At 68.3% G+C, this 22,407-nt stretch carries 17 protein-coding genes and 1 riboswitch; of the genes, 7 read left to right on the forward strand and 10 right to left on the reverse strand.

Annotation, left to right across the window (positions count from 1 at the left end; genetic code table 11):
* Positions 1-22 precede the first annotated feature (22 nt).
* The 4 genes from AC06FD_RS11345 (at position 23) to pncA (ending at position 5,684) form a co-directional block, all read left to right on the forward strand.
* A complete protein-coding gene (locus AC06FD_RS11345; RefSeq protein ID WP_478077846.1) occupies positions 23-1,447 on the forward strand; it encodes a nicotinate phosphoribosyltransferase in 1,425 nt (474 codons plus the stop codon).
* A gap of 50 nt (positions 1,448-1,497) precedes the next feature.
* Positions 1,498-1,731: riboswitch (cobalamin riboswitch) on the forward strand.
* 214 nt (positions 1,732-1,945) lie between these two features.
* Positions 1,946-4,240: a 5-methyltetrahydropteroyltriglutamate--homocysteine S-methyltransferase gene (gene metE, locus AC06FD_RS11350; RefSeq protein ID WP_478077847.1), complete on the forward strand. Its 2,295-nt coding sequence runs from the start codon at positions 1,946-1,948 to the stop codon at positions 4,238-4,240.
* A 70-nt stretch (positions 4,241-4,310) separates the two neighbouring features.
* The gene (locus AC06FD_RS11355) at positions 4,311-4,997 is read left to right on the forward strand and encodes an epoxyqueuosine reductase QueH (RefSeq protein ID WP_259206764.1); all 687 of its coding nucleotides are present in this window, start codon (positions 4,311-4,313) and stop codon (positions 4,995-4,997) included.
* Positions 4,998-5,054: 57 nt separating this feature from the next.
* The gene (pncA, locus tag AC06FD_RS11360) at positions 5,055-5,684 is read left to right on the forward strand and encodes a bifunctional nicotinamidase/pyrazinamidase (RefSeq protein ID WP_259206765.1); all 630 of its coding nucleotides are present in this window, start codon (positions 5,055-5,057) and stop codon (positions 5,682-5,684) included.
* 199 nt (positions 5,685-5,883) lie between these two features.
* Here pncA and purU read toward each other — a convergent pair whose 3' ends face one another.
* From purU to aceE, 3 genes are all read right to left on the reverse strand, one after another.
* Positions 5,884-6,735 carry a formyltetrahydrofolate deformylase gene (gene purU, locus AC06FD_RS11365; protein WP_478077848.1) on the reverse strand — a complete coding sequence of 284 codons (852 nt, stop codon included), beginning with the start codon at positions 6,733-6,735 and terminating at the stop codon, positions 5,884-5,886.
* A gap of 67 nt (positions 6,736-6,802) precedes the next feature.
* A complete protein-coding gene (locus tag AC06FD_RS11370) occupies positions 6,803-7,714 on the reverse strand; it encodes a hypothetical protein (protein ID WP_478077849.1) in 912 nt (303 codons plus the stop codon).
* 107 nt (positions 7,715-7,821) lie between these two features.
* Complete coding sequence (gene aceE, locus AC06FD_RS11375; protein ID WP_478077850.1) at positions 7,822-10,494, reverse strand: pyruvate dehydrogenase (acetyl-transferring), homodimeric type; 2,673 nt, start codon at positions 10,492-10,494, stop codon at positions 7,822-7,824.
* A gap of 182 nt (positions 10,495-10,676) precedes the next feature.
* Between aceE and AC06FD_RS11380 the strand changes: the two genes are divergently transcribed.
* Positions 10,677-11,609 carry a LysR family transcriptional regulator gene (locus AC06FD_RS11380; RefSeq protein ID WP_259206770.1) on the forward strand — a complete coding sequence of 311 codons (933 nt, stop codon included), beginning with the start codon at positions 10,677-10,679 and terminating at the stop codon, positions 11,607-11,609.
* Positions 11,610-11,657: 48 nt separating this feature from the next.
* On the opposite strand, the gene AC06FD_RS11385 is transcribed toward AC06FD_RS11380, so the two are convergent.
* The 5 genes from AC06FD_RS11385 to AC06FD_RS11405 form a co-directional block, all read right to left on the reverse strand.
* Positions 11,658-12,767 carry an NADH:flavin oxidoreductase/NADH oxidase gene (locus tag AC06FD_RS11385; RefSeq protein ID WP_259206772.1) on the reverse strand — a complete coding sequence of 370 codons (1,110 nt, stop codon included), beginning with the start codon at positions 12,765-12,767 and terminating at the stop codon, positions 11,658-11,660.
* Positions 12,768-12,888: 121 nt separating this feature from the next.
* Complete coding sequence (locus AC06FD_RS11390) at positions 12,889-13,710, reverse strand: NAD-dependent protein deacetylase (protein ID WP_478077851.1); 822 nt, start codon at positions 13,708-13,710, stop codon at positions 12,889-12,891.
* A 40-nt stretch (positions 13,711-13,750) separates the two neighbouring features.
* Entirely contained in the window at positions 13,751-14,164 is a 414-nt protein-coding gene (locus tag AC06FD_RS11395; protein ID WP_259206778.1) for an acyl-CoA thioesterase, read from the reverse strand.
* A 375-nt stretch (positions 14,165-14,539) separates the two neighbouring features.
* Complete coding sequence (locus tag AC06FD_RS11400) at positions 14,540-15,559, reverse strand: ribonucleotide-diphosphate reductase subunit beta (protein WP_088434780.1); 1,020 nt, start codon at positions 15,557-15,559, stop codon at positions 14,540-14,542.
* 226 nt (positions 15,560-15,785) lie between these two features.
* A complete protein-coding gene (locus AC06FD_RS11405) occupies positions 15,786-18,170 on the reverse strand; it encodes a ribonucleoside-diphosphate reductase subunit alpha (RefSeq protein ID WP_259206779.1) in 2,385 nt (794 codons plus the stop codon).
* Positions 18,171-18,734: 564 nt separating this feature from the next.
* Between AC06FD_RS11405 and AC06FD_RS11410 the strand changes: the two genes are divergently transcribed.
* The gene (locus AC06FD_RS11410; RefSeq protein ID WP_478077852.1) at positions 18,735-19,556 is read left to right on the forward strand and encodes a DUF2884 family protein; all 822 of its coding nucleotides are present in this window, start codon (positions 18,735-18,737) and stop codon (positions 19,554-19,556) included.
* Positions 19,557-19,602: 46 nt separating this feature from the next.
* Here AC06FD_RS11410 and zapE read toward each other — a convergent pair whose 3' ends face one another.
* Both zapE and AC06FD_RS11420 read right to left on the reverse strand, forming a co-directional pair.
* Positions 19,603-20,703: a cell division protein ZapE gene (gene zapE / locus AC06FD_RS11415; protein ID WP_478077853.1), complete on the reverse strand. Its 1,101-nt coding sequence runs from the start codon at positions 20,701-20,703 to the stop codon at positions 19,603-19,605.
* Entirely contained in the window at positions 20,700-21,374 is a 675-nt protein-coding gene (locus AC06FD_RS11420; RefSeq protein WP_478077854.1) for an alpha/beta hydrolase, read from the reverse strand. Before AC06FD_RS11420 ends, zapE begins: the two co-directional genes overlap by 4 nt.
* A gap of 54 nt (positions 21,375-21,428) precedes the next feature.
* Between AC06FD_RS11420 and AC06FD_RS11425 the strand changes: the two genes are divergently transcribed.
* A complete protein-coding gene (locus AC06FD_RS11425; protein ID WP_478048535.1) occupies positions 21,429-22,298 on the forward strand; it encodes an EamA family transporter in 870 nt (289 codons plus the stop codon).
* Positions 22,299-22,407 lie beyond the last annotated feature (109 nt).

A 22,407-nucleotide genomic window follows, 5' to 3' on the forward strand; every position in this document is an offset into this window, starting at 1 on the left:
CGACGCGAAGGAGCTTCCCGTCATGCAGTACCTCGATAATCTTCTCCTCAATACCGACAGCTACAAGGCCAGCCACTGGCTGCAGTATCCACCGGGTACCGATGCCACGTTCTTCTACGTGGAATCGCGCGGCGGCCTCTACGACCGCACGCTGTTCTTCGGCCTGCAGGCCATGCTGAAGGATTACCTGGCCAAGCCGATCACCCATGCCGACATCGATGCGGCGCGCGATCTCTTCGCCGCCCATGGCGAGCCCTTCAACGAGGCCGGCTGGCGGTACATCGTCGATGCGCATGGCGGCCTGCTGCCGGTACGCATCCGCGCCGTGCCCGAAGGCACCGTGGTGCCCGTGCACAACGCGCTGATGACGATCGAATCGACCGACCCGCAGGCATTCTGGGTACCGTCGTACCTCGAAACGCTGCTGCTGCGGATCTGGTACCCGGTGACGGTAGCGACCACCAGCTGGCACGCCAAGCAGACCATCCGCCGCTTCCTGGAGCGCACCAGCGACGACCCGGAAGGCCAGTTGCCGTTCAAGCTGCATGACTTCGGCAGCCGTGGCGTGTCGAGCCTGGAGTCGGCCGCCATCGGCGGCGCCGCGCACCTGGTCAATTTCCTTGGTACCGATACCGTCTCGGCGCTGCTGTTCGCCCGCGCCTTCTACCATGAGCCGGTGGCCGGCCATTCGATCCCGGCCGCCGAGCACAGCACGATCACCAGCTGGGGCCGCGACAACGAGGTGGAGGCCTACCGCAACATGCTTGCGCGCTTTGCCACGCCCGGTGCAGTGGTGGCGGTGGTGTCGGACAGCTATGACATCTACCACGCGATCACCCAGCACTGGGGCACCACGCTGCGCCAGCAGGTGATCGACTCGGGTGCCACCGTGGTGATCCGCCCGGACTCGGGCGACCCGGTGACGGTGGTGCTGCAGTGCCTGCAACTGCTGGACGACGCCTTCGGCCACGCGGTCAACGGCAAGGGCTACAAGGTGCTCAACCACGTGCGCGTGATCCAGGGCGACGGCGTCAACCCGACCAGCATCGGCGACATCCTGGCCTGCATCACCGCGGCTGGCTACGCCGCCGACAACGTCGCCTTCGGCATGGGCGGCGCGCTGCTGCAGCGGCTGGACCGCGACACCCAGAAGTTCGCGCTGAAATGTTCGGCCGCCCGGGTGGACGGAAACTGGATCGACGTCTACAAGGACCCGGTTACCGACAGTGGCAAGCAGAGCAAGCGCGGTCGCATGCGCCTGCTGCGGCATCGCGAGTACGGCCAGTTCCGCACGGTGCCGATCCCGGCCGAGGCCGAGTCGCTGGCCGCGGTCGCGCTGCCGCTGGGCTACGAGGACGCCATGCTGACCGTCTGGGAGAACGGGCGGCTGCTGCAGGACGACACCTTTGCCGACATCCGCAGCCGGGCGGACGCGGCGCGCTTGTAAGCGGCGTCATTCATCGGCCGTAACCCCCTTGACCACCGCCCGCCTTCGGCCTACCTTGTGCGGGCCGAAGGTATCTATCTCTTCATGCAGATGAAGGGATGGGTTTAAACGGGAATCCGGTGAAGGCGCCTCGCGCGCCCATTCCGGAGCTGCCCCGCAGCGGTGAATGGAAACGAATCCTGCCAACAGCACTGGGCCTCACCGCCTGGGAAGCCGCAGGTACTAGGTGGGCGCCCGCGCCCGTGTCCATCAGCCCGAATACCGGCCCCGGCCGGGGGACACGACCGTCCCCCGATTCGACCTGGAACGTCCGCGGGGAGGTTGCCGGGGCCTGCCGCCATGCCGCCCGCGTGGCGCTGCCCCCGTGCGTCCGCTCCACGACATCCGGTTCGCCCGCGGGGGCGAAGGTCGCTGGCGGGACGGACACGGCAGCCATGGCGTGGCCGGCACGCGGTTCCTTCGTTCCTCAATGCCGCTACTGCAATGAGGACACGTTCCATGACCACTGTTACCAACCTGGGGTTTCCCCGCATCGGCGCCAAGCGCGAACTCAAGCGCGCGCTGGAAGCGTTCTGGGCCGGCGAAAGCAGCGCCGCGTCGCTGCAGGACACCGCCCGTGGCCTGCGTGCACGCCACTGGACCCTGCAGCGCGAGGCCGGCGTCGATGTGCCGCCGAGCAACGACTTCAGCTTCTACGACCAGGTGCTCGACACCGCCTTCCTGGTCGACGCGATCCCGGCCCGCTACCGCGCCCTGGCCGATGCCGACCCGTTGGCGGGCTACTTCGCGCTGGCCCGCGGCGTGCAGCGCGACGGCTACGACCTGCACGCGCTGGAAATGACCAAGTGGTTCGATACCAACTACCACTACCTGGTGCCCGAACTGCAGGCCGGCCAGGGCTTCGCCCTGCGCGGCGACAAGCCGCTGGCCGAGTACCGTGAAGCCAAGGCGCTGGGCATCGAGACGCGACCGGTGCTGCTGGGCCCGGTGAGCTTCCTGCTGTTGTCCAAGACCGTGGACGGCAGCCCGGCGCTGGACCTGCTGGACGCGCTGCTGCCGGTATATGCCGAATTGCTGGCCGGGCTGAAGGCCGCCGGTGCGCAGTGGGTGCAGCTGGACGAGCCGGTGCTGGTGCAGGACCTGGACGACAGCGCGCGCGCCGCGTTCGAACACGCCTATGCGGTGCTGTCCGGCGTGCCACGCCCCAAGGTACTGCTGGCCACCTACTTCGGCGCGCTGGAGGACAACCTCGGCCTGGCCGCCGCCTTGCCGGTGGACGGCCTGCACGTGGACCTGGTGCGCGCACCGGAGCAGTTGGACGCCGTGCTCAGCGTGCTGCCGCCCGACCGCGTGCTGTCGGCCGGCCTGGTCAACGGCCGCAACATCTGGCGCACCCACCTCGACAACGCGCTGGTACTGGCCCGTTACGCGCACGGCCACCTCGGCGACCGGCTGTGGCTGGCACCGTCGTGTTCGCTGCTGCACAGCCCGGTGGACCTGGCGCTGGAAACCAGGCTGGATGACGAGCTGCGCGGCTGGCTGGCGTTCTCGACCCAGAAGCTGCAGGAACTGCGCCTGCTGGCCGATGCGCTGGACGCCCGACCGCACGCCGAGGCCGGGCTGGCCGCGTCGCGCGCGCGCATCGAATCGCGCCGGCAGTCGCCGCGCGTGCACAAGCCCGCCGTGGCCGCGCGCCTGGCCGGCCTGACCGCTGCCGATGCGCAGCGCCACAGCCCCTACCCGCAGCGGCACCTGGCCCAGGCCGGCGCACTGAAGCTGCCACGCTTCCCGACCACCACGATCGGCTCGTTCCCGCAGACCCTGGACGTGCGCGAGGCACGTGCCCGCAACAAGTCCGGCAAACTCTCCGACGCCGACTACGATGCCTTCCTGGCCACCCAGACCGAACACTGCGTGCGGGTGCAGGAGCAGATCGGGCTGGACGTGCTGGTGCACGGCGAGTTCGAGCGCAACGACATGGTCGAATACTTCGGCGAACAACTCGATGGCTTTGCCTTCACCCGGAATGGCTGGGTGCAGAGCTACGGCTCGCGCTGCGTGAAGCCGCCGGTGATCTTCGGCGATGTGACCCGCCCACGGCCGATGACGGTGCGCTGGTCGCAGTACGCGCAGTCGCTGACCGACCGCCCGATGAAAGGCATGCTGACCGGCCCGGTGACGGTGCTGCAGTGGTCGTTCGTGCGCGATGACCAGTCGCGCGCGGACACCTGCAGGCAGATCGCGCTGGCGCTGCGTGACGAGGTACTGGACCTGGAGGCGGCCGGCATCGGCGTGATCCAGATCGACGAGCCGGCGATCCGCGAAGGCCTGCCGCTGCGCCGCGCACAGTGGCGTGAGTACCTGGACTGGGCGGTGGAAGCGTTCCGGATCAGTGCCAGCGGCGTGCGCGATGCCACCCAGATCCACACCCACATGTGCTATTCCGAATTCAACGACATCATCCACTCGGTGGCGGCAATGGATGCGGACGTGATCTCCATCGAGACCTCGCGCTCGCGGATGGAGCTGCTGGATGCGTTCGTGCGCTTCCAGTACCCCAACGAGATCGGCCCGGGCGTGTACGACATCCACTCCCCGCGCGTGCCGGACAAGGAAGAGATGCTGGCGCTGCTGCGCAAGGCCGCCGAGGTCCTGCGGCCAGAGCAGATCTGGGTCAACCCCGACTGCGGCCTGAAGACCCGCGGCTGGAAGGAAACCCGGGCCGCGCTGGAAGCGCTGGTGGCCGCCGCCCGCGAACTGCGCGCGGAAAACGCCGACGCCAACGCCGCCTGATCCACCGTCTGTAGATGACCCCAAGGACCGCACCGCCGCCGTTGCCGGCGGTGCGGTCGACGAGAGCCGCATGACCACGCCCACCGTTACCCCGCTCGACCGCCCCACCCTGGCCCTGCCCGACGGCCACACCCGGCTGCTGCTGCATTCGTGCTGCGCGCCGTGCTCGGGCGAAGTGATGGAGGCGATCACCGCCTCCGGCATCGACTACACCATCTTCTTCTACAACCCCAACATCCATCCGGCGCGCGAGTATGAGCTGCGCAAGCAGGAGAACATCCGCTTCGCCGAGAAGCACGGCGTGCCGTTCGTGGACGCCGACTACGACACAGACAACTGGTTCGCCCGCGCCCGCGGCATGGAAGCCGAGCCCGAGCGTGGCATCCGCTGCACGATGTGCTTCGACATGCGTTTCGTGCGCACCGCGCTGTATGCACACGAACATGGCTTTCCGGTGATCAGCAGTTCGCTGGGCATCTCGCGCTGGAAAGACATGAACCAGATCAACGACTGCGGCCATCGCGCCGCCGCGCAGTACCCGGGCATCCAGTACTGGGACTACAACTGGCGCAAGGGCGGTGGTGCCGCGCGCATGGTGGAGATCAGCAAGCGCGAGCAGTTCTACCAGCAGGAGTACTGCGGTTGCGTGTATTCGCTGCGCGATGCCAACCGGCACCGCCGCGAGACCGGCCGCGAGCGCATCAAGATCGGCCTGCTGTATTACGGACAGGACAACGGAGCCCCCACGGGCGATTGACGTTCGCACGCGGGGCCGCCACGCTGGTTGCCCCGCTTCCGTTGTGTTGGACCTGCCATGACCGCCGCCCTACCCGCCGATGTCGCCCTGCTGGTGATCGACCTGCAGCCGGACTTCATGCCCGGTGGCGCGCTGGCCTGCGAGCAGGGCGATGCGCTGGTGGCGCCGATCGCCGCCCTGCTGGCCCAGCGCCGCTACCGCACGGTCGTGGCGACCCAGGACTGGCACCCGGCCGACCACGCGTCCTTTGCCAGCCAGCATCCGGGACATCTCCCGTTTGAAGCGATCCTGCTGCATGCGCAGCCGCAGACGCTGTGGCCCGACCACTGCGTGCAGGGCAGCGCCGGCGCGGCGTTGCACGCGGGCGTGGACTGGACCGTGGCCGACCTGATCCTGCGCAAGGGCACCCGCCAGCAGGTGGACTCCTACAGCGCGTTCCGCGAGAACCATGGCCCGGCCGGCACCCGCCCGGCCACCGGCCTGGCCGGCTGGCTGCACGAACGCGGCATCCGCGAGGTGCATGTGTGCGGCCTGGCGCGCGACTACTGCGTGCTGTGGAGCGCACAGGACGCCGTGAAAGCCGGGTTCCGGGTCAAGTTCCTGTGGGACCTGACCCGGCCGGTGACCGAGGCCAACGACGGCATGGTGCGCGAGGCGCTGGCGAAGGCGAAGATCGCGGTCGTTTGACCGGCGACCTCCGGGTACGGGTCGGAACGGCGTGCCGATCTGCGGGCGGAACGGCGTTGCGACCAACGGTGGGAACGGCGCACCGATCGGCGGTCGGAAGAGCGTGCCGATCAGCGGTCGGAAGAGCGTACCGACCAACGGTCGGTACCTACGGGATCAAGGTGCAGGCAGCATCAGGCAACCGGCGCCGCATCCCGTTTCAGCGAAATACCACCGTGCGATGGCCGTTGCGCAGGATGCGGTGCTCCACATGCCGACGTACCGCGCGCGCCAGCACCTGCGATTCGGTGTCGCTACCCAGCCGCACCAGGTCGCGCGGCGTCATGGCGTGGTCCACGCGCGCCACGTCCTGCTCGATGATCGGGCCTTCGTCCAGGTCTTCGGTGACGTAATGCGCGGTGGCGCCGATGATCTTGACCCCGCGCGCGTGCGCCTGGTGGTACGGCTGCGCACCCTTGAAGCTGGGCAGGAAGCTGTGGTGGATGTTGATCGCCTTGCCCGCCAATGCCTTGCACAGGCGCGGCGACAGGATCTGCATGTAGCGCGCCAGCACCACCAGGTCGATGCGCTCGCGCTCGACCAGGTCGATGATCTGCTGCTCCTGCGTGTCACGGTTGTCGGCGTTGACCGGCAGGTGATGGAACGGCACGCTGTAGGAACCTGCCAGCGCCGCGAAGTCGTCATGGTTGGAGGCCACTGCGGCGATCTCGACCTGCAGCTGGCGGCTGTGCGCGCGGAACAGCAGGTCGTTCAGGCAATGCCCCTGCTTGCTCACCAGGACCAGCAGACGCGCACGGCGGCGCGCGTCGTGCAATTGCCAGTCCATCTGGAACTCCGCCGCCAGCGTCCCCATCCGCGCTTCGATATCTGCCAGCGCCTGGCTGGCAGCCCGATCGAAGTGCACGCGCAGGAAGAAACGGCCGCTCTCCTCATCGCCGAACTGCTGGGCATCGAGGATGTTGCAGCCGAGCTCGAACAGCAGGCCGGAGACGCGATAGACGATCCCGGTACGGTCCGGGCATGAGAGGGTGAGGATGGAATCGGGGCGCATCGTTCGAGTGTAAGCGAGCACCGCCGCGGCGCGGACGATGCTCTCAGATGCAACCAAGCACGCGGACTCAGCGTGTTTGCGCGTCCAGTGCCGCACGGATGACGCGCAGGTCGGCGCCCTCTGGCGGCCAGCCGGCCACGGTCGCGACCACCTCGCCATCGCGGAGCAGGTGGAACACCGGTGACTGGCCAGTGTCCAGCGCGTGCCACGACGGATCGCTCACCATCGGCTGCATGGGCAGGTCCGGATGCGCGCGGTTCCAGTCCAGCATTTCCTGGCCGGGCCAGGCCTGGCTGATCGGCACCACCAGTTGTAGGCGCGCGCGTAGCCAGGCGTAGTCAGGCTGCGAGGTGATCGCCTGCAGCGCGCGCCGCGAGAAGCCGCAGTGCGGGTGCACCATCGCCACCACCTGCAGGCCATCCTCGGCCAGCACCGTGCGCTGGACCTGGCCGATGTCCTCCAGCCGCAGCAACGGCCGGCCCGCCAGCGTCTTGCCGCCAATCGTCGGCAAGGCGGTGGGCGGCGTCTGCAGGCGGCTGTTCAGCGCATTGGCCTCATCGAACCGCTGCAGCGCGATCAGCGAACCGCGCATGCTGCGGTGGTGGTCATCCACGGCGAGACCGCGCGCGACCAGCGCCTCGTACAGGCACTGCAGGCGCAGCAAGGTGGCCGGTTCACGCGCGTAGAAGGCGATCAGGGCGGTGGACTGGAACAGGTCCTGCAACCGCGCATCCGGCAATGCCACGCAATCACCGGACTGCATCGCCACCGGTGCGGCCTGCGCATACGCCCTGCGCATTGCCGCCAGGCGCTCGGCCGCGGGCTGTGCCGGGGCGGCATCCAGTGCCACCAGCCGGGCATGCAGGCTGCCCGGAACCGGCTCGGTGCGGGCGACGGCCGCCGACGGCAGCAGCCCGCAGCACAGCAGCACCGCGAGGAACAGGACGACGGCCGTGCCCGGCTGTCGATCGCACTTCATCACGGCCTCCCTGCTGTCAGCTGGATACGAGGCATCCAGCATGCCAGCGTTCCTGCCGTGCGGCAGAGACCGGAGTCGCGCTATCAATGGCGCGAATGCATCCGTGCCTACACCGCCGCCGGGTCCACCTTCTCCACATCGATCCCGTACGTCTCGATCGCCACCTGCAACTGGCCGCGCTCGATCCGCCCGTCATCGGCCAGTGCCTTCAACGCGGCCAGCACGATGAAGTGCCGGTCCACCTCGAAGAACGTACGCAGCGACTCACGCGTATCCGAGCGGCCAAACCCATCGGTACCCAGCGCGGTGAAGCGGCGGCCGTCGACGAACGGGCGGATCTGGTCGGCGACGATCTTCATGTAGTCGGTGGCCACCACCAGCGGGCCGGCGTGCGCGGCCAGGCACTGCTGCACGTAGGGCACGCGCGGCTGCTGCAGCGGGTGCAGCAGGTTCCAGCGCTCGATGGCCAGGCCATCGCGGCGCAGCTCGGTCAGGCTGGTGGCGCTCCACACATCGCTGGCGATGCCGAAGTCCTGCTGCAGCAGCGTGGCGGCGGCTTCCACCTCGCGCAGGATCGCGCCGCTGCCCATCAGCTGCACGCGCAGTGCCGGGTCGCTGTCGGCGGCGGCCGGGTGCAGCAGGTACATGCCCTTGAGGATGCCTTCCTCGGCACCGTCGGGCATCGCCGGGTGCGGGTAGTTCTCGTTGAGCACGGTGATGTAGTAGTAGATGTCTTCCTGGTCCACGTACATGCGGCGCAGCCCGTCCTGGATGATCACCGCCAGCTCGAAGTTGTAGGTGGGGTCAAACGATACGCAGCTGGGGATCACCGAGGACAGCACGTGGCTGTGGCCGTCGTCGTGCTGCAGGCCCTCGCCCATCAGCGTGGTGCGCCCGGAGGTGGCCCCCAGCAGGAAGCCGCGCGTGCGCGCATCGGCGGCGGCCCAGGCCAGGTCGCCCACGCGCTGCAGGCCGAACATCGAGTAGAAAATGTAGAACGGAATCGTGGCCAGGCCGTGGTTGCTGTAGGCGGTGCCGGCGGCGATCCACGAGCAGATCGCGCCGGATTCGTTGATGCCTTCCTGCAGGATCTGGCCGTCCTTGGCTTCCTTGTAATAGCTCAGCTGGCCGGCGTCCTGCGGCGTGTAGAGCTGGCCGAGGTAGGAGTGGATGCCGATCTGGCGGAACAGGCCTTCCATGCCGAAGGTGCGCGATTCATCGGGCACGATCGGGATGACCAGCTTGCCCAGCGCCGGGTCCTTGAGCAGCGTGCCGAGGATGCGCACGAAGCCCATGGTGGTGGACTGGCCGCGCTCACCGCTGCCCTGCAGCTGGGTGGCGAAGGCCGACAGCGGCGGCACCGGCAGCGGATCGACGTGGGTCAGGCGCGCGGGCAGCTGGCCGCCCTGCGCCTGGCGGCGCTGGGCGAAGTAGCGTTCCTCCACGCTGCCCGGCACAGGGCGCAGGTACGGCATGTCCTCGAGCTGGTCGTCGCTGACCGGCAGGTCGAAGCGGTCGCGGAAGGCGCGCACCGCGTCCAGGCTCATCTTCTTGAGCTGGTGGTTGATGTTCTGCCCTTCCCCGGCCTCGCCCATGCCGAAGCCCTTGACGGTCTTGGCCAGGATCACGCTCGGGCGGCCGTTGCCAGCCACGGCCTGGGCGTAGGCGGCATACACCTTCTGCGGATCGTGACCGCCACGGGCCAACGCCCAGATGTCGTCGTCGCTCTTGTCCGCGACCAGGTCCAGCAGCGGCGGATACTTGCCGAAGAAATGCTCGCGCACGTAGGCGCCACTCTGCGACTTGAAGGTCTGGTAGTCGCCGTCCACGCATTCCATCATGCGCTGGCGCAGCAGGCCGCTGTGGTCCTTGGCCAGCAGCGCGTCCCAGCCGCCGCCCCAGATCACCTTGATGACGTTCCAGCCAGCGGCGCGGAAGGTGCCTTCCAGTTCCTGGATGACCTTGGCATTGCCGCGCACCGGGCCGTCCAGCCGCTGCAGGTTGCAGTTGACCACGAAGACCAGGTTGTCCAGGCGCTCGCGCCCGGCCACCGAGATGGCCGCCAGCGATTCGGGCTGGTCCATTTCGCCATCGCCGAGGAACGCCCAGACCTTGCGACCCTGGTGCTCCTTCAGGCCGCGGTATTCCAGGTAGCGCATGTAGCGCGCCTGGTAGGCCGCGGTGAGCGGGCCCAGGCCCATCGACACGGTGGGGAACTGCCAGAAGTCCGGCATCAGCCGCGGGTGCGGGTAGGAAGACAATCCATCGCGGTCGGACTCGCGGCGGAAGTTGTCCATGCGCTCGGGGGTGATGCGGCCTTCGACGAACGCGCGGCCATAGATACCCGGGGCGGAGTGGCCTTGGATGTAGATCATGTCGCCGTCGAAGGTATCGGTGCGGCCACGGAAGAAGTGATCGAAGCCGACGTCGTACAGCACCGCGGCCGACTGGTAGGTGGCGATGTGGCCGCCCACGTTGGAGTGCTTGCCGGCGCGCAGCACCATCACCATCGCGTTCCAGCGGATCATCGCGTTGAGCCGGCGCTCGATCGCCAGGTCGCCCGGGTAGGCCGGCTGGCGCTCGACCGGGATGCTGTTGACGTAGGCGGTCCAGGCGCGCGCATGCAGGTCGCCATGCCGGGCCACGTCGAGGTCGCTGAGCTGGTCGATCAGGTAGTGCGCGCGCGGGCGCCCGGCCACGTCGGTGACCGCCTGCAGCGCTTCACGCCATTCCTGGGTTTCCTGGGGGTCGGTATCGAGGGGGGCGAGCGCTGGGTCCATGGTCCATCTCCGGCAAAGGCGGCCCCTCCGGGCGCGGCGTGCACTCGCGGCGGAGGCAGGCGGTCAGCGCGGATGGGCGGGGAGCACCACCATAGGAGCCGGTCCGGGTGGCCGGTAGATGCAGCGCTCTTGGCTCTTTATAAAGACAAACTTTGCAATCACAGGCGAGAATGGCGGTCACCATGAATATTCTCCAGTCAATCCGCAGCTTTATCCGCACCGCCGACGCCGGCAGCCTGGCCGCGGCGGCCCGCACCCTGGGCATCAGCGCGGCGGCGGTGGGGCAGAACATCGCCCGGCTCGAGGCCCACCTGGGCGTGCGCCTGTTCAACCGCACCACCCGCCAGTTGGCGCTGACCGAGCGCGGCGCGCTGTACCTGGCGCAGGTGCGCTACATCGAGCGCGACCTGCAGCGTGCGCAGGCCGCGGTGACCGACCTGGACGCCACGCCCGAAGGCCGCCTGCGCATCGCCTGCAGCACCTCCTTCGGCCGGCACAAGCTGGCCCCGCTGCTGCCCTCGCTGAAGGCGCGTTACCCGCGCCTGGCGATCGAGCTGCTGCTGGCCGACCGTGCGGTGGACCACGCACGCGAGGACGTGGATGTGAGCATCCGCATTGAACCGCAGCTGGAAGAAGGGCTGGTCGCGCGGCCGATCGCGCAGGTGCCGTTCGTGTTCTGCGCGGCGCCGTCCTACCTGGCGCGGACCGGCGTACCGCGCACGCCCGAAGCGCTGCGCGAGCATCGTTGCCTGTTGTTCCGGCATCCCAAGGATGGCCGCCACCTGCGCTGGGGCTTCGTGCGCGACGGGCTGCGCTTCGACGCGGAGGTGAGCCCGGCGCTGGTCAGCGACGACATCGATGCCTTGGCCGCGATGGCCCTGGCCGGCGGTGGCATCACCCGGCTGGCGGCCTTCGTCGCGGCACCGTACCTGGCGCGCGGGGAGTTGCAGGCACTGTTCGACGGCAACGAGGCCGGCGATGCACAGGCGTTGCCCGAGCCGATGCGGCTGTACCTGTGCGTGAGCGACCGCCGCGACCTCACCCCGAAGGTGCGCGCGTTGATGCAGCACATCGTCGATGGGCTGCCGCCCGAGTGGCGGGTGGACGTGGGCTGAGGTGTGCCGGTGCAGGCGATGGCGGGCGGCCATCGCCTGCAGGCCCGGTCAGCGTGGCGGGGCGATGAACACGCCGCGCGCCTCCCGTGGTTCGCAGCGCAGGTATTGCGGCGCCGGTTCCAGCGAATCGCCGAGTGCGGCGGCGGCATGCCACGGCCAGCGCGGGTCGTAGAGGATGCCGCGGGCCAGTGCGATGGCATCGGCATGGCCGTGGCGCAGGATCGATTCGGCCTGCGCCGGGTCGGTGATCAGGCCGACCGCGATGACCGGCATGCGCAGCTTCTGCGCCTTGATCGCCTGCGCGAACGGCACCTGGTAACCCGGCGACAGCGGGATCTGCTGGCGCGGATCGTTGCCGCCGCTGGACACATGCAGGAACTGGCAGCCACGGCCGTCCAGCACATGCGCCAGGGTGGTGGTCTGCTCGATGTCCCAGCCGCCGGCCACCCAGTCGCTGGCCGAGATGCGCACGCCGACGGCGATGCGATCGGAGACCGCCTCGCGCACCGCGTCGAACACGCGCACCAGCAGGCGCATGCGGTTCTGCAGCGAGCCGCCGTATTCGTCGTCGCGCTGGTTGCTCAGCGGCGACAGGAACTGGTGCAGCAGGTAGCCGTGCGCGGCGTGCAGCTCGATCAGGTCCAGGCCGATGCGCTCGGCGCGCTGGGCCGCGGCGACGAAGGCCTCCACCACCGCATCGATGCCGGCCAGGTCCAGCGCCTGCGGGGCCGGGTCGGTCGGGCTGAAGGGAATGGCCGAGGGCGCATGGGTGGTCCAGGCGCGCGGGTCGGTCGCGGGCAATGCACCGCCGCCGTCCCACGGCCGGGCCGAGGAGGCCTTGCGGCCGGCATGGGCAAGCTGCACGCCGATCGGCATCGGCGACCAGCGCTTGACCGCCTCGATCACGTGCTTGAGCGCGGCTTCGGTGGCATCGTCCCACAGGCCCAGGTCGGCCCAGCTGATGCGGCCTTCGGGCAGCACGGCGGTGGCTTCGAGGATCAGCAGGCCGGCGCCGGACTGGGACAGCTGGCCCAGGTGGATCTGGTGCCAGTCGTTGGCCAGGCCATCGGTGGAGGAGTACTGGCACATCGGTGCGATGACGATGCGGTTGGCCAGCGACAGCGGGCCAAAGGACACGGGGGAGAAAAGCTGGCTCAAGTGGGGGACTCTGGCGAATGCGGAAAACCGGACGCTATTGCACTCCTGCCGTGCCGATCAGGCAACCGTGCCGGTGGATCACAGTTTCGCGGCGGTACACGCCCGGCCCGTTGCGCGCGCCTCAGGCGTTGGCAGCGCTGGGCAGCAGGAAGGCCAGGGCCGACGCGCAGGATTGCTCGACCTTGAGGCTGAGCAGGTCATCGGCGCGGGTCCGGCCGAGGTTGAGCGCGGCCACCGGCAGCCCGGCACTGGCGGCGGCCTGGACGAAGCGGAAGCCGGAATAGACCATCAGCGAGGATCCGACCACCAGCACGGCATCGGCCTGCGCCAGATGGGCCTGGACGGTGGCGACCCGGTCGCGGGGGACATTTTCGCCGAAGAAGACGACATCCGGCTTGAGGATGCCGCCACACTGCGGGCATGCCGGCACCTGGAAGCGGCTGAAATCCACCTCGTCCAGGTCGGCATCGCCGTCCGGGGCCTGGGCCGCGTCGAGCTGGTCCCAGCCGGGGTTGCAGGCCAGCAGCAGGTGCTGGACATCTTCGCGCGCGATGCGCGCCTCGCAGCCCATGCAGCGCACCTGGTCCAGGCGGCCGTGCAGGTCGATGACCGCACGGCTGCCGGCCCGCTGGTGCAGGCGGTCCACGTTCTGGGTGAGCAGCACCTCGAGCTGGCCGCGCGCTTCCAATGCGGCCAGGGCGGCGTGGGTGCCGTTGGGCCTGGCCTGGCCGACGCGCGGCCAGCCGAGCAGGCTGCGCGCCCAGTAGCGCTGGCGCGTGGCCAGCTCGCCCATGAAGGCCTGGTAGGTCACCGGCGGGGTGCGCTTCCACTGGCCGTCGGCATCGCGGTAATCGGGGATGCCCGAATCGGTGCTGCAGCCGGCGCCGGTGAGGACGAACAGGCGCTGGGCACGGTCGATGAAGTCGGCGAGTGGGCTGGACATGGGGCTGAGGTGGGGGCGCGCGGCGGCGAACCCAATCGGCTTACGGGCCGGGGATGGCGTCGGGCAGCGGCGGCACGGCGATGGGGTGGCCCTCGGGGTCCAGGGCGATCATGACGAAATGGCCACGGGTGCAGAGCTTGCGCTCGCCGGTGTGCAGGTCTTCGGCGATCAGTTCCACTTCCACCTTCATCGAGCTGCGGCCGACCTCGACGATGCGGCCGATGGTCTCGACCATCTGGCCGATGCGGATGGGCAGCTTGAAGTCGACCTGGTCCGAGCGCGCGGTGACCACGGTGCGCCGCGAGTAGCGGGCGGCGGCGAGGAAGGCGGCCTTGTCCATCCACGCCAGGGCCTGGCCACCGAACAGGGTGCCGAGATGGTTGGTGTGGTTGGGGAAGACGATCTCGGCCATGCTGATTTCAGTGGGCGGGACGGTGTCGGGGGTCGGGGACATGGCGGTGGCCGATGTGGGGGGAGTCGGCGCGGATGATACGGCAGGGGGTGGATGTGTCGCGTGGATGTCGTTTTGTCTGCTGTCGCGTGGCGAAGGTTGGGCCCCCATTGCAGGACACGCCGCACGTACCTCCCTGTCGGCCCGCATGCGCCATCCATGGCGCATGACGGTCCTGCAATGGGAGGGCCCAACCTTCTCCGGACAGTTTGCGTACGCGCGGATGGGAGAGCAGGTTGGCGGGTGGCACACAAATGGGGGGGAAGAGCGGCCGAGCGTGGCTCGGCGCCACCGGGGTTTGCGTCCGGGTACCACCGCTCTGAAACGGAAAACCCCGGCACTGGGCCGGGGTTTTCGTTGACGCGTATGGCGCTGGACTCAGAACGACATGTCGAACGAGACTTCGCCCTTCACGCCGACCTGGTAGGCCGAGGAGCGGCGCTCGAAGAAGTTGGTCAGCTCCTGCACGTCCTGCAGTTCCATGAAGCTCAACGGGTTGCGCACGTTGTACTTCTTTTCCATGCCGAGGCGGTGGAAATGGTTGTCGGCGCAGTGCTGCAGGTACTGGCGCATGTCGCGGGTGGAAATGCCGGCCACGCCGCCGGACAGCACGTCCTCGGCGAACTGCACTTCGCATTCGATCGCCTCGGCCAGCATGTCATACACCTGCTGCTTCATCGCATCGTCGAACAGGTCCGGCTCTTCCTCGCGGATCACGTCCACGCACTCGAAGGCGAACTCCATGTGCGCGCTCTCGTCGCGGAACACCCAGTTGGTGCCCGAGGCCAGCCCGTTGAGCAGGCCACGCGAACGGAAGTAGTACACGTAGGCGAAGGCGGCGAAGAAGAACAGACCTTCGATGCACGCGGCGAAGCAGATCTGGTTGAGCAGGAACTGGCGGCGCTCGTCGCGCGTTTCGATGCGCTTGAGGTTCTGGATCGAGTCGATCCACTTGAAGCAGAAGTCGGCCTTCTTCTTGATCGAGTCGATGTTCTCCACCGCGTCGAACGCCTTGGCGCGCTCGTCCGGATCGGGCAGGTAGTTGTCGAGCAGGGTCAGGTAGAACTGCACGTGCAGCGCTTCTTCGTACAGCTGGCGCGACAGGTACATGCGCGCTTCCGGCGCGTTCAAGTGCTGGTACAGGTTCAGCACCAGGTTGTTGGACACGATCGAATCGCCGGTGGCGAAGAACGCGACCAGGCGGTGGATCAGGTGGCGCTCGCCCGGCGACATCTTGCCGTGCAGGTCGCTGATGTCGATCTGGAAGTTGATCTCTTCCACGGTCCAGGTGTTCTTGATCGCGTTGCGATACATGTCATAGAACTGCGGGTAGCGCATCGGGCGCAACGTCAGTTCGAAACCTGGATCGAGCAACATCTGGGTGGGCTTGTCGGCCATGGGAATTCCTTGGTTCAGTGGCGGCGCCCCGATCGGGGACGCGTCGAAAGACCCGCGCGGGTGCGCGGCGGGCTTCCGGCACCGTGGGCCCTGCAAGCGCCCTGCGGTGACAGCGGTGTCTGGGGTGAAGCGGCCGGGCATGGCCCGGCGGTGTCAATTCTCTTGTACCCACCAGCGGTAGGTACCTACCCGTTGGAATGCCGGCCGGTTGGGCCGGCACGCCTTCTTACTGGCACGCCTCGCAGCTTTCCGGGTTTTCCAGCGAGCAGGCGACGGCTTCCACCGGGGTGTAGCTGCTGACGGTCGTCTTGGCGATCTTGGTCGCCGGGCGCGAACGCAGGTAGTAGGTGGTCTTGATGCCCTGCTTCCAGGCGTACATGTACATGGAGGACATCGCGCCGATGTTCGGGCTTTCCATGAACAGGTTGAGCGAGGCGGACTGGTCGATGAACGCGCCGCGGTCGGCGGCCATGTCGATCAGCGAGCGCATCGGCAGTTCCCAGGCGGTGCGGTAGACCTGGCGCAGGGTTTCCGGGATCTGGGCGATGCCCTGGATGGAACCTTCGGCCAGCTTGATCGCATCGCGCATTTCCGGCGTCCAGTGGCCGAGCTTCTTCAGCTCGTTCACCAGGTAACGGTTGACCTGCAGGAAGTCGCCGGACAGGGTCTCGCGCTTGAACAGGTTGGACACCTGCGGCTCGACGCACTCGTAGCAACCGGCGATCGAGGCGATCGTCGCGGTCGGGGCGATGGCGATCAGCAGCGAGTTGCGCAGGCCATGTTCCTTGATGCGCTCACGCAGGGCATCCCAACGCGCGGTGTCTTCGGGCACCACGTTCCAGGCGTCGAACTGCAGCTCGCCGCTGGCCGCGCGGGTGTCGGCGAAGGACGGGTGCTTGCCGCGTTCCTGGGCCAGCTCGACCGAGGTTTCCAGCGCGTGGAAGTAGATCGCTTCGGCGATCTTCTTCGACAGCGCGCGGGCTTCTGCACTGTCGAAGGCCAGGCGCTTGCGGAAGAACACGTCCTGCAGGCCCATGCAGCCCAGGCCGACCGGACGCCAGCGCAGGTTGCCACGGCGCGCGGTTTCGATCGGGTAGAAGTTCAGGTCGATCACGCGGTCGAGCTGGCGCACGGCCAGGCGCACGGTGTCGGCCAGCTTGTCGAAATCGAACTCGCCGTGGGCATCGAAATGGTTGCCCAGGTTGATCGAGCCCAGGTTGCACACCGCGGTCTCTTCGGCCGAGGTGATTTCCAGGATTTCGGTGCACAGGTTGGACAGGTGGATCACGTTGCCCGGACGCAGGGTCTGGTTGCTGGCGCGGTTGCACTTGTCCTTGAAGGTCATCCAGCCGTTGCCGGTCTCGGCCAGCGTGCGCATCATCCGCGAGTACAGCTTGCGCGCGGAGATGGTGCGCTGGGCCTTGCCCTGGGCTTCGGCCTGCAGGTAGGCCTGCTCGAAGGCTTCGCCGAACAGGTCGGTGAACTCGGGCACCACGCGCGGATCGAACAGCGACCATTCCTGGTCCGACTCGACGCGCTGCATGAACAGGTCCGGGATCCAGTTGGCCAGGTTCAGGTTGTGCGCACGGCGCGACTCGTCGCCGGTGTTGTCACGCAGTTCGAGGAAGTCCTCGATGTCGGCGTGCCAGGTTTCCAGGTACACGCAGGCCGCGCCCTTGCGCTTGCCCCCCTGGTTGACCGCGGCCACGGACGAATCCATGGTCTTCAGCCACGGCACGATGCCGTTGGAATGGCCGTTGGTCGACTTGATCAGCGAGCCGCGCGAACGCACGCGGGTGTAGCTGACGCCGATGCCGCCGCTGAACTTGGAGAGCTGGGCGATATCGCCGTACTTGGCGTAGATCGACTCCAGCGAGTCCTGCGGGGAGTCCAGCAGGAAGCACGAGGACAGCTGCTCGTGGGTGGTGCCGGAGTTGAACAGGGTCGGGCTGGACGGCAGGTAGTCCAGGCTGCCCATGCGCTTGTACAGGGCCAGGGTTTCCGGCACGTCTTCGCTCAGCGCGCTGGCGATGCGCAGGAAGAACTGCTGCGGGGTCTCGATCACCTTGCGGGTGTGCGGATGGCGCAGCAGGTAGCGGTCGTACAGGGTACGCAGGCCGAAGTAATCGAAGTTCAGGTCCAGCCCGATGTCGATCGCGTCGTTGAGCTTGCGTGCGTTGGTCTGCACGAAGTTCAGCAGGCGGTCGTTGATCAGGCCTACTTCATGGCCACGGCCGACCGACTGCGAGAAGGCGTAGATTTCCTGGCCGGACACTTCCTTGGCGATGAAGTTGGCCAGCAGGCGCGCGGCCAGGCGGCCGTACTCGGGTTCTTCACCGATCAGCAGGGCGGCGGTGCGGATGGACAGCTCGTCCAGCTCCTGGGTGGTGGCGCCGTTGTACAGGCCGGAGATGGTGCGGGTGGCCACGCGCATCGGATCGACGGCGTGCAGGCCTTCAGCCGAACGCTGCACCGCGCGCACGATCTTGTTCAGGTCCACCAGTTCGGTAGTGCCGTTGCGCTTGGTGACGCTCATGGCGTTGGCCGTGGGCGGCGAGGTCAGAAGGAACTCGCTTTCCTGCTCGGTGGCTGCGCTGGTTTCGGTGCTCACGGCGTTTTCCTCTTGGCGTGATTTGGGGTCGTACAGCGTCACCTGGCTTGCAGGCGCCGGACCGGTGCACGGGGTTCCCAGAGTGGCCCTGTGGTGTCGCATGGGCCGCGACTGCGCAGGCAGGCCTGCGTGGCGGTTTCCGTGCGTTACAGGTCCTCTCCCCCGGGAGTGGTGCGACCGGCACCGCACGCTGTACTTTCGTGCGGTTGTCAGTAGGTCTTCAGGCCATCGGCGTGAAGGCGATACGCCCGGCGACTTGTGGTCGCTGGTACCGACGGCCACAAGATAGTGGGGGTACCAGGTGCCGTCAACGCCAAATGTAGTGAAATTGGCCAATCCCTTGGGGCGCAAGGACCGGGCCGGAAAGGTGTCCGACGAACGGTCCGGCCCCGTCGAAAGCGAGTGCGCAGTCAAGGGCAAATGGCCGGATTGTCCTGCTCGAAAACAGAACGACGCCGCTCACACAGCCCTAACGAATGGCCGCCGGTCAGGGTGACTTCCGACCCGCGCCGGGGGACCCACGGGGTGCCACGCTCCGGTTGCCTCCTTTGAATGAACGCGACCATGCGCCTGCCCCTGACCGGATGTCTGCTGTTGGGCCTCGCCGCGGCCAGCACCGCCGCTGCGGGCGAGAGCAAGGCGCCGCAGCTCTCCTCCCGCCAGTGCGGGGTGAGCACGCCGTACAACGTGCTGGTGGACAGCGGCGGGATCTGGCTGCGCAACCGCGACCAGGTGCCGGCGGAGATCTTCTTCCACGATGGCGAGCTGAACATCGACCGCCAGCCCATCCCCGTCAGCGACGCGGATGCCCAGCGCCTGCGCCAGCTCGAGTGGGGCACGCGCCAGTTGGTGCCCGCGGTGGCCGGGGTCGCCGGCGAGGCCACGGACATCGCCTTCGATACGCTGGGCGCCACGGTGGAGATCATGACCGGCAGCGGCGGCACGCAGCGACGGGTGGAGCGACTGCGGCGCGATGCACACGCCTACGTGGCTCGCACCCTGGGACGCGGGATCTGGGAGCAGGCGGTGTTTGAGGCGGGCTTCGACCGGCATGTGCAGGACGCGGCCGAGCGCTTGTCCGGCGCGCTCGCCCGCGGCGTGCTGTGGACGATGCTGACCGGCGGCTCGGACCGGATAGAGGCCCGCGCCGAGAAGATGGAGGCCGACCTGGAGCGCCGCATGGACGCGCGAGGGCAGGCCCTGGAGGCGCAGGCCCAGTCGCTGTGCACCCAGGTGCTGGCGCTGGATGCGATCCAGCAATCGTTGGAGGTGCGCTACCAGGGCAAGCCGCTGGCGATGATGGTGATCGACCGCGACGAGGCCGCCGCGGCGCCGATCGCGCACGAACAGCCGCGCGCGGATGCGCTGGTGCTGCCCCCTTCGTAGGAACGCATCCACGCATCGACAGTGCACGGCCTGTCCGGGCGTGGATCTACGCCCGGTGCGGCGTGCCCAGGTACTCGGCGCTCTGCATCTCGATCAGGCGCGAGGCGGTGCGTTCGAACGCCCCCTGCAGGCGGGTGCCCGAGTACAGCGTCACCGGCGCATCGGTGGCGGTGCAGACCAGGTTGACGTGGCGGTCGTAGAGCTCGTCGATCAGGTTGACGAAGCGGCGCGCGGCATCTTCGTTGAGCCTGTCGAAGTGCGGGATGTCGCCGAGCAGCACGGTGTTGAACTCGTGCGCGATCTCGATGTAGTCCGACGGGCCGCGCGGGCCCTCGCACAGCGCCGTGAAGTCGAACCAGGCGATGCTCTTGCCGCGCGCCCGCACCGGAATCTTGCGGCCCTCGATCTCGATGTTGCCCGCCTTGGCCGGCTGGCCACCGCTCAACTCGGCCCAGCGCGTGCCCAGCCAGGCATCGCTGCCCGCATCGCGTGGGGCCTGGTAGACCGGCGAGCGGGTCAGCGCGCGCATCCGGTAGTCCTCGGTGCCCTCGGCGTACAGCTCCACGCAGTAGGTCTGCAGCAGGCCGATGGCCGGCAGGAAGCTGTCGCGCTGCAGGCCGTTGAGGTACAGGTTCTCCACGGCGGTATTGGAGGTGGTCACCAGGGTGACGCCCTCGGCGAACAGCCGCTCGAGCAGGCGCGCCAGCAACATGGCATCGCCGATGTCGGTGACGAAGAACTCGTCCAGCACCAGCACGCGCAGTTTGCTGCGCCACTCCTGGGCGATCTTCGCCAGCGGGTCGCTCTGGCCCTGGTGCTCGCGCAGGCGCTCGTGGATGCCGCGCATGAACCGGTGGAAATGGGTGCGGTACTTCTGCTCGATCGGCAGGCCGTCGAAGAACAGGTCGACCAGGAAGGTCTTGCCGCGCCCCACCCCACCCCAGAAATACAGGCCCTTGACCGGATCGGGCTTCTTCCAGAATGCCGACAGGCGGTCCAGCCAGCCCTCTTGGGCACTGTCGACCAGCGCCAGGTGGATCCGGTCCAGCTCGGCCAGGGCGGCGTGCTGGGCCGGGTCGTTCTGCCATTCGCCCCGGGCCACGCCATCGGCGTAGCGCTGCGACGGGGTCATCACCGAATCGCTCATGCCGTGCCGGTGTCCGCGCCGGGCAGCCAGTGCTTGACGCCGTGGGTGAGCGCGCCGCGCAGGTCGATCAGCTTGCGGTGGAAGAAATGGCTGGTGTCGGGCATGCGCACCAGCGCGTGCGGCGCGTCCAGGCCGTCGAGCCAGTGGTAGACCGCCTGCGGGTCGACGATTTCGTCTTCTTCGCCCTGGACGACCAGCCACTGGGCCGGCGGCTGGATGCCGTCGAAGTCCCAGCGCCCGGCCGGCGGGGCGATCGAGATCTGCGCATCCGGCTGCAGGGCGGCGGCCGCCTTGAGCGAGACGAAGGCACCGAAGCTGAAACCGGCCAGCCACAGCTGCTGGCCCGGGCGCTGGGCACGGACCCAGGCCACCACGGCGGCCAGGTCGTGCTGTTCGCCATTGCCGTGGTCGAAGCTGCCGGCCGAGGTGCCCACGCTGCGGAAGTTGAAGCGCACCGTGGTGATGCCCAGCGCGCGCAGGCTGGTGGCGACCATGGTCACCACCTTGTTGTGCATGGTGCCGCCCTCGGTGGACAGGGGGTGGCAGACCACCGCGACGATGGGCTGGACCGGCGCGTCGCCCGTGGGCAGGTCGACCGCCACGTCCAGCGGCCCGACCGGGCCGTCCAGCGTCAGCGCAGCGCTTTCTTGGGGAAAGGGAGGATTGTGCATGGCGTCATAATACCGCTCCCTGCGGGCTGCACCGCCGCGCTTGCCTGGTCCGTCATGCTCTATCTGGTTTTCAGCGTGTGCTGCAGTGTGCTGGTGTCGGTGCTGCTGAAGCTGGCACCGCGCCAGCGCCTGGACATGGCCCAGGTGGTGACCTGGAACTACCTGCTGGCCAGCGTGCTCAGCCTGGTGCTGCTGCGCCCGTCGCTGGCCTCGCTGCACGCCCCGCATGCGCCATGGCTGGCCCTGCTGGGCCTGGCGGTGACACTGCCGGCGATCTTCCTGGTGATGGCGCGGGCGGTGACCCGTGCCGGCATCGTGCGCAGCGACGTGGCCCAGCGCCTGTCACTGCTGCTCTCGCTGCTGGCCGCGTTCCTGGTATTCGGCGAAACCGCCAACGGCTGGAAGCTGGCCGGGCTGGGGCTGGGCCTGCTGGCGATCGTGGGCATCACCGTACGCCCACGCGGCGCGGCGGCGGCGCCTGATGGTCAGCGCGCGTGGCCCTGGCTGCTGGGCGTGTGGGTGGGCTATGCGGCGGTGGACATCATGCTCAAGCAGGTGGCGCTGTCGGGCACGCCGTCGATGGCGGCGCTGACGGCGAGCTTCGCGCTGGCATTCGTACTGATGCTGGGCGTGCAGCTATGGCGGCACGCCAGCGGCACCGCGCGCCTGCACTGGCGCAACCTCGGTGCCGGCGCGCTGCTGGGCCTGCTCAACTTCGGCAACATCCTCTTCTACGTGCGGGCGCACCAACACCTGCCGGAGAGCCCGGCGGTGGTGTTTGCCGGCATGAACATCGGCGTGGTGGTGCTCGGCGCGCTGGTGGGCGTGTTCGCCTTCGGCGAGCGCACCAGCGTGTGGAACCGGGTGGGCCTGGGGCTGGCGGTGGTGGCGATCGGGTTGATTGCGTGGGGGACGGCGGGCTGAGCGGTTGGGATGCCGCGCCTACTTCTCCAGCAGGGCAGGATCAGGGCGGCTCCTGCACTGGCCGGCCTGATCCTGCCTTCGGCGGACTGCGATTGCGGCGGGGGTAGAG

The organism is Stenotrophomonas sp. Steno-Z1 (assembly GCF_056393175.1).